We start from the raw sequence: 8,102 nt of genomic DNA, 5'->3' as shown, positions 1-8,102 counted from the left end.
GAAACGAGGTGAATAAAAGGTGATAAAGCGGCTTAAATCTTCAGTTGGGACGAACTAAGAGGGTTCAGAGAAGATTAATATAAACCAGCAGCAAGACCGATCAAATTTTTGAACAGTAAAATCCTTCTTTTATGGGTGATTTTTTTTACAACTATTCTGATTTTGAGTTTACTTATAAATCTCTTAAGAGTTCTAAAATGATCGGAGAAATTTACTATCGGATGAAATCAAGACTGTAAAGTAAACTGTGTCAGAAAATAAGTCATTTTTTATTACTTTCACACAACAGCTTACATTATGAAAGATTTTGACTACAAGTCCTTTCAAGCCAAGGCGCTGGAACAACTAAAAGCCGGCAAGCCTATTTTAGGTAAAGATAGTACATTTGCTTCGTTACTGGAGAATATTCTGAATGCTGCATTGAAGGGAGAGATAAATGTCCACATGGACGAAGAGGAGGGCATATCGGCTAGTCGTCGCAACTGCTATAACCGCAAGCAAGTTAAGACTTCTCCGGGTAAGATTACCGTTCATACCCCCTCGTGACAGGTATTCCCGGTTTGAACCTGAGTTTATAAAAGAGCGAGAACGTATTTTAGCCGAAGGTCTGTAAGTATTTGTTAGACCCTGTCCTATTTTAACTTCTAATCCTTGCTATATTTGCCCGCAAAAAATATGTGGACATTAAAGAAATTTGAGGAAATCTTTGTTTTATTACTGACAGAAGAGATTGCGAGAGTATAACTACAGGAGAGGGCAATCTTCATGATTCGTGTCGATTGTTTTACCGGTTCTAATCCATCATCACTAATCAGAGAGAATGTCCACCAGTAAACGATTCCGGAGCATGTTACCTCTCCGGGGAATGTTCTCGAAATAGTTTATCCCAATGGCATTAAAGTACGTGTCCTCATGAGGGCGGATTCGGCTCATCTGCGTTTACTAATACTCTTGACCAAATAAGCCATGTTCAATCTAAACGCTACGATGCGCTACAGGCTTTACCCGTTTCCAATAGCGCATAAGTCAGTCAGGCAGAACACGGCCTAAACAGATTTAATTCAGTAAAATCACTGCGATCTCTGCCTGGGCACTGTCAATGAAGCTGACCTGGATGCCTCCCGGGAGTTTATCCTGGTCTCTCCCTGGCTGTTGCGCGAGGATGAAACCGGTTAACTTACAGGGGTTTTTACGGGCAAGTTTACGCTGATGAGGGCCGACATGCTCGTAGGTGCATCCGGTACATTATTGTTGTAGGGCCGGGTGAGTCCGATCTTGGTTTTCAAGTAGTGAAAACTGGAGACAGTGTAAGGTTCGTTCGCGCAAAAATCTTTGATACTTAACCCTCTATTTTGTTGGCATTACTATATCACCGGAAATTCTTCTTTGCTTACAGGTTTCATAAAAGTGCGTTTGTCAGCATTGTCGGCAAAGATCGAAAAAAACTATTTACGCTAAAATGTGTATTTTATCGGTGGTTTACGGTGGAGTATGCGCTTAAACAAATCGGTTTTCTCCATGAAGTGGATGAGGAAGCTGATGACAGAACCTTTCCTATGAGCAAAGGACCGGAGTCAGAGAAAGTCTCGCTTACCCTATCATGGTTGTCTTTGAAAAGTAGTTGATGCGTGAATATAAAGAGTCCGATAGTGAACGCGATAAAGTATACTCCTGAGATTTATCACCGATTAAGCGGTACCATCTGAAGGCAAGTATCGCATAGAGAATAACCTGACAAAAAAAACCGGAGAGACCTGGCTCGGAAAGGAAAAATTACCTTTTTTGCGGTAATCTTGACGCTGCCGAGGATACTGCTAGGATGTTGCAAGGCTGCCGATGCGAATTTCCGTAACTAAATGGCTTACATGCTGTGTCATATCCACGATTATGACGAAGACTACACCAAAAAACTTGCAGAACTACTACTGGTAACCACTCCAAGAGAAACGCCTAAAAGCTCCATTTCGTCCCCGAATGTTTTGGAGGTTTTTGAAAGTCCACTTTCATAAACCATGAGATCATAGAATCAAATAAGGACATCACCCAATGCTTACTACTCTTCTGACTTTATGACATTTAACATAAAATTGTAATACTTTTCAAGACCACCAAAAGCAACGAAGGATCATACGAAGTCGCTGATTACCATATTATTAGAATAAATTTAGTGTATATGAAACAAGAGGTTGTCTCACAAAAAAGAACAACCTCTCGTTTAAAATCTATATTTATCAAATCAATTATCCTCAGGCATTCCTGTATATCTGTATCCACCGATAACATATATTTCATCCATCTCTGGATCATGAGTCGCAGATGTAAAGCGCCATTTGAATTCGGGAACCTTAGGGTCGGCTCTTAATGCTTCTGGCACCTCATAACTGGTGTATGTAGCGGTACCACTGTAAAGTTTAATTTTTACGTATAAACTATCAGAAGCATTTCCTCCTATACTTGTGGCAGCTCCTGGTATAATTTTCCCTTCCAATATTGAAGCTCTTATATACCCTTTTTCATCTTCCGTTATTGTTTGCCCAGCGGCCGTTGGTGCAGGAGTAGGCAAATCATCTGTAGAATAAATATTGTTGGATAATTTTGTAAAATCTTCCGTTACCGATTTAAATGATGATGCATTACCTGTAAGTTCGAATTTATTTTTCAAAGGAAAGATGTCACCGTGGTCATCCATCCAGACAACATTCGATACATTTTCAGCGGTATTGTAGATCTGAATTTCATATCCATCATAATCTACATATGTATCTTGCATATCTTCACTCATCAGCTTGAAGACAAATCTACCGGAATATTCAAACGTTTCACTTTCCCAGTTATCCAATTCTTCAAAACAAGATGTAAAACCCAACATCAATGATGCCATTATAACGTAAAATCCAATTTTTTTCATATTTAATTGCATTATTGTTTTGTTAATATAACGTTAAAACTAAACCCATCTTGATAGACAGTATGTGTAAAAACATTTGTCAATGGCTTATAGATACCATTTCTAACTTCCCATGGTCCCCATGGAGAGTTTGTTGACAAAGCTTTCACTTCATTATCCGGTGTGATATAAAAATAGGTTAATAACCTATAGGCAGATCCGTAACCGACAACTAAATTATAAAATCCACCAAAAAAATCAGTTGCTTTAAAAACTCCGTTAGAAAGAGAAGTGATAACACAAGCATCGGCTGCTTCTGCGCGACCAACACGCTGTCCCTTGTACGTTCCGGTTACATCAGCAGTTGAGACGTTGCTGGGAACAACAAACACCAATCGATCCACGGTTTTCTTGAAACCATCTAAATTGGTAGCAACGTATGATAGTCTGTATGCTCCGGGTGTATTCGTATTTACACTTCCGTTAACTTGAACTTTATCTGTTACATCTTCGTCATTTTCAATCGCAATATATCCTGGCTCCACATAGGCCTCACCCTGTTTTACAGACATTTCAGCAGGGCCTTTTAATTGTAGGTCTGTATAAAATGTGACACGGGATATTCCTTCCGTCTCCTTTTCACAAGCGAATAAGAATAGAACGGAAACTAAAATCAAACTATATTTATATATTTTCATAATCTCATATTTGAAAGTTTGTACTTATTTACTTGCCTGCTTTTACATTCCACCATACCTTTTGCCCCACATTTGCTTTCTGCTCAGGAGCATTTGTGTTTCTGAAAATATAAGAATTGGGATATAAAGGAGAGGCGGGTAAGTTTCCATTCAATAAAGCTCTACCCTTAACTGAAATTGTTAAGTCACCAACAGGAAAATTTTCAAAAGCTGCTCGTCTATTTGCCTCAATATTGATCTCATTTACGGAAGGATATTTGGTCCTATTTCTTTCCAAAAAAGATTCAATATGCTGGTAATTAGCATTTGCAACCCATTTTTGCATGGCTATTTGTTTAATATTTTGTTCTACCGTGCCAGTCACCCAAGCCGCATACCCTGATTCAATAATGTTGGTATCGGTAATACCATGTTGATTTAATGAAGCAGTTACCCCTTTTTCATAATAATTCTTAGCTTGCACATTCTGAGACGCACGTGCATAGACCTCTGCAATGTAAAAATTCACCTCCCAATCAGACATTAGCATTAAATCCATATTCGGGGCAAAAACAACCTTTGCATAAGCTTCTTTGTCATCAGTGGTACCATTGGCATCAGAGTCTTCTTTGGAATCAAAGTCGCCGTAAAAAGCTCCTTTCGTTCCCGTGAAAAGTTTTGTCAGTCGAGGGTCTGCATTTATGTTTAAATAGTCTATAAAGTTTTTTGAAGCTATAACATTGGTAGAAAAATAATTAGCACCACCCGCCTCAAACTCTCTCATCGGGTGGCGTTTTCCCTCCATAGCATCATTCCAGACCGTACCGGGTATTTTAGCACTCGACAGAAGTAAATCAGCACTTTGAATAAAACTTAAAACTGTACCGTTATTGTATTGAGGCGTCTCGGAAAGACGAAGCATTAACTTTAATTTTAATGAATTTGCAAAGCGGTACCAAGCATCCAAATCTCCTTCATAAATATAATCGAACTTCGAATCTATAAAAGAATTATTTAAATCAATATCAAGCAATGCATCAACACGTTTCATTAAATCGGCATAAATATCCTGACCTTTATCCTGAACCGGATGGAGAAGTCCCTCATCACCTCTCAAAGCTTCAAAATAGGGCATATCACCCCAGACATCCGTGATGATCTGCCAGGTAAAAATGGATAAAGCTTCTGCAACAAAGTAGTAACCTCTATTTTCGTCTTCAGCCGTCATTGTCTTAATTCTCTTCAAATCAGTTAATGGTTCGCGCATCAACGACTGATATGTTGTGTTGAATTCCTGCGGTAGATATTCAGTAAGCGATTTAAACTGAGAAGCAGTATACGACTGTGTCCAGTACTCTACCCAGAATGCTCCTGCAAATCCAAAATCCCATCCCATCAGATTATTGGCCACACCGATTTCTGCAGCTGGCAATAAAACTTTGGCATCAGGAATCTGCTCCAATGCGTTCGGGTCGTGGTTTACATCAAGCCAGTCATTGCAACTAACTGCAGTGAATAGCGTGATAATAGCAGAAAATATTATTAATAATTTACGTTTCATAATTCTATTATTTATTGGTTATTAAAATGAAATACTTAAACCAAATACATAAGTCTGATAGGGTGGTGTTGTACCAAATTCACCAAAACGAGCAGCGATATTGTTTCCAAACGTAGTAATCTCAGGGTCTATGTATTGATTTTCGGCTGGAGTCCAAAGCAAGATATTAGATGCGGTAAATGAGGCACGCACGCTATTTACTTTGAGACTATTCGCAAAACGCTGTGGCAATTGATATGCCAAGCTTACATTCCTCAATTTCAAGTAAGAACGATCAATCACAGCAAAATCAGTGTAATCAAATCCTCCATTACTATAAAATGTATGTAAAGCTGTGGGATTCACCGGTATGGTATTCTCACTGTACGTTCCGTCTCCATTATCTATCACAGAATTTGGAATTATGAACGGATTACGTTCATTATAAACTGTTTCGGGTCCGCTTCCCACCCAATGCATATAATCTTTCGTATAGCTATAAATATAACCACCGAACCTGTAATCGAATGTTCCAGAGAGTGAAAGTCCTTTATAGGTAAAGGTATTCGTTAAACCCATGCGATATTTCTCGTTGATGTCTTTTCCCAAAAACACATCATCAGGAGTTGGTTGTGGGTTACCGTTTCCGTCTACTACTGTGCTTTCAATTCCATCTACCGTTACCTTGAGGGCCTTTTGTGATTTGAATTGCCCGATAGGTTTTCCTTCAACAGCATAAATACCTATGCCACCAAATCCTCCTAAAAATACTTCCGGCACATCTAGACTCTCTACATTGTTGTAGTTTTTGGTAAAGTTATAGGAAATATCCCAGGTGAAATCATTTGTCTTTATAGGAACAACGTTTACAAGCATCTCAACACCTTGGTTCTTAACATCTCCTAAATTTGCTATTTGAGCGGTATAACCAGTTGTAGGATCAATAGGTAAAGTAGCAATTAATCCATTTGTAAATTTATTGTAGTACGAAAATTCCAAACCAACGCGATGATTAAAGAATGCTAGATCTGCTCCAACTTCAAACTCATCTGTCAACTCAGGAGCTAAATTTATATTTCCGGCCGTATTAGACACTGTGTAAGAGTTGATACCTCCTAAAGGAAAAGTTAAATTATCTACACTCGGAAATCCAGGATTTGTAATTTCAGCGGCAACAAGTCTGTCATAAACTGCATATAAACCAGCATCTTTACCTGTACGTCCATAAGAAAGCCTTAGCTTTGCAAAATCAAGAACGCCAGTATCAATATCTTTTGTTTTCAAATAATCAGTGGCTATAAAACTCAACATGGCACTCGGATAGAAGTATGAGTTCTTTCCTAACGGCAAGGTAGATGAATAGTCATTTCTTCCTGTCAACGTTAAGTAAAGATAGTCGCGAAATCCGATATCAGCATTCAAATACATACCCCACAGACGATAAAGATTTGATGATTGTATGGCCGTAGCAGGGGTTAAAGAATTTGTAAAGTCATAAAAACCTGGTATATCTATCGAGGTGATTTCTCCTCCTATAGCATTATACGACTGCTCGTTCGTGTTTGCACCAGCTATTGCATTCAAGGAAAAGTCGCCAAACCGTTCATTATAATTTAGAATCAAATCATGGTTCACTTGAATTCTCTGTCTTCTTGTCTGAGCATAAGAGCCAGGACTAGCGTTGGATGATCCATCGTTAGGAGAGCCGGGAGTAAATACAATAGCATCAAAATGTGTATCTGCAATTGTCTGTTCGTAATCCCCACCAAAACGATAGGTCAATTTCAGGTTCTCTAAAAAGTCATAGTCCAATTGAAATTTACCAAAAAACTTGTATTTGTTCTGAACCGCTTCCTTAATATCTAAAATGTGATAAGGATTCATTCCGTAAGGAGTAAAATAATTATCTACATTATTGAATTTGTTATTAAGGTCTTTTAGATCAACAATAGATATATCAGTCGCAATTTCGTTCAGAGAGCGATAAATTGAATTGTCCTGACCGGTGGGAGAAGCCTCATTTTTCTCAGAGCTGAAGTTAATAGATGTACTTACTAATAACTTATTGGCTTTATGAGAAGCATTGGACGCTATAGTATAGCGTTTATAAGAGTCATCATTCGTAGGGATAGGACCATCAATACTGTTTTGAGAAACGGATGCATGAAATTGGGTTTTTTCGTTTCCACCTGTTAAAGATACGGCGTTATTATAACCGATCCCATAATCATAAAAGTCACGTATACGGTTGTTCAGATAAACGTATGGTTTAAGCTGTTGACTGTTATCAACAATATTACCCCAAACCCGTTCTTTTCCATCAAAACGAGCTCCCCAGTTTCCATTCTCGTCCAATGCGCGATCTCCACTCCATCCCTGACCAAACATAGTCTGCTCAGTAGGAATACGCCCAACTTCCTGAACTGTCATACTCCCGTCGTAGGAAACATTGAGTTTACCGTTGGTGTTTTTTCCTGATTTGGTTGTGATCATGATCACACCCTGAGCGGCACGAGAACCATATAAAGCAGAGGCCGCCGAGCCTTTCAAAACAGTAATATTTTCAATATCATTCGGATTCAGAGCATTAATACCTGATCCAAAATCGACTTGTGAGTTCAGATCACTTCCGGAACGGTTCTGAGCATTGGTAATTGGTACACCATCTACTACATATAAGGGCTGGTTATTCCCAAAAGAACTGAAACCACGTATTGCAACATTTTGTGTACCACCGGGATTCGGAGCCGCTGACACATCCAATCCAGCAACTTTGCCTTGTAAAGCAGACATGGGATTGAGTGTCTTTGCATTTGAAATTTCATCGCCTGATACTGATGTTACGCCATATCCCAGAGTCTTCTTCTCTCTGGTTAAGCCTAACGCCGTAACAACAATTTCATCCAGCAATTCGGTATCCTGAACTAAAACAATTCTTGGATTGGTTGTAACCGGTACTTCCCGAGTCTGATACCCCACATAGGAAATAACAAGCGTA

Annotated in this window: 4 protein-coding genes and 2 pseudogenes; 2 read left to right on the top strand and 4 right to left on the bottom strand. The window is 38.9% G+C overall.

The window, feature by feature from the left end:
* Nucleotides 1-297 precede the first annotated feature (297 nt).
* Both B4G81_RS08110 and B4G81_RS08105 read left to right on the top strand, forming a co-directional pair.
* Nucleotides 298-610 (top strand): annotated as a pseudogene (locus B4G81_RS08110) (transposase); the annotation flags it as partial.
* A gap of 877 nt (nt 611-1,487) precedes the next feature.
* Nucleotides 1,488-1,954: pseudogene (locus B4G81_RS08105) on the top strand (IS66 family transposase); the annotation flags it as partial.
* A gap of 282 nt (nt 1,955-2,236) precedes the next feature.
* Here B4G81_RS08105 and B4G81_RS08100 read toward each other — a convergent pair.
* From B4G81_RS08100 to B4G81_RS08085, 4 genes are all read right to left on the bottom strand, one after another.
* On the bottom strand, nt 2,237-2,908 hold the full coding sequence (locus B4G81_RS08100; protein WP_294081485.1) for a lipid-binding protein: 672 nt from the start codon (nt 2,906-2,908) through the stop codon (nt 2,237-2,239).
* Between the two features lie 11 nt (nt 2,909-2,919).
* Nucleotides 2,920-3,585, bottom strand: coding sequence for a BT_2262 family domain-containing protein (locus B4G81_RS08095; protein ID WP_294081484.1), 666 nt, complete (start codon nt 3,583-3,585; stop codon nt 2,920-2,922).
* Between the two features lie 28 nt (nt 3,586-3,613).
* Complete coding sequence (locus B4G81_RS08090; RefSeq protein WP_294081483.1) at nt 3,614-5,125, bottom strand: SusD/RagB family nutrient-binding outer membrane lipoprotein; 1,512 nt, start codon at nt 5,123-5,125, stop codon at nt 3,614-3,616.
* 21 nt (nt 5,126-5,146) lie between these two features.
* On the bottom strand, nt 5,147-8,102 hold a 2,956-nt coding region (locus B4G81_RS08085; RefSeq protein WP_294081482.1), incomplete at its 5' end, for a SusC/RagA family TonB-linked outer membrane protein.

The organism is Proteiniphilum sp. UBA5384 (genome assembly GCF_002410825.1).
Taxonomy (GTDB): Bacteria; Bacteroidota; Bacteroidia; order Bacteroidales; family Dysgonomonadaceae; genus Proteiniphilum.
This window is presented reverse-complemented; position numbering and strand designations above follow the sequence as displayed.

Bases quoted from the DNA above. Each gene is read 5' to 3' on its own strand.
- B4G81_RS08100 (WP_294081485.1), bottom strand. From the start codon at position 2,908: ATGAAAAAAATTGGATTTTACGTTATAATGGCATCATTGATGTTGGGT.
- B4G81_RS08095 (WP_294081484.1), bottom strand. From the start codon at position 3,585: ATGAAAATATATAAATATAGTTTGATTTTAGTTTCCGTTCTATTCTTA.
- B4G81_RS08090 (WP_294081483.1), bottom strand. From the start codon at position 5,125: ATGAAACGTAAATTATTAATAATATTTTCTGCTATTATCACGCTATTC.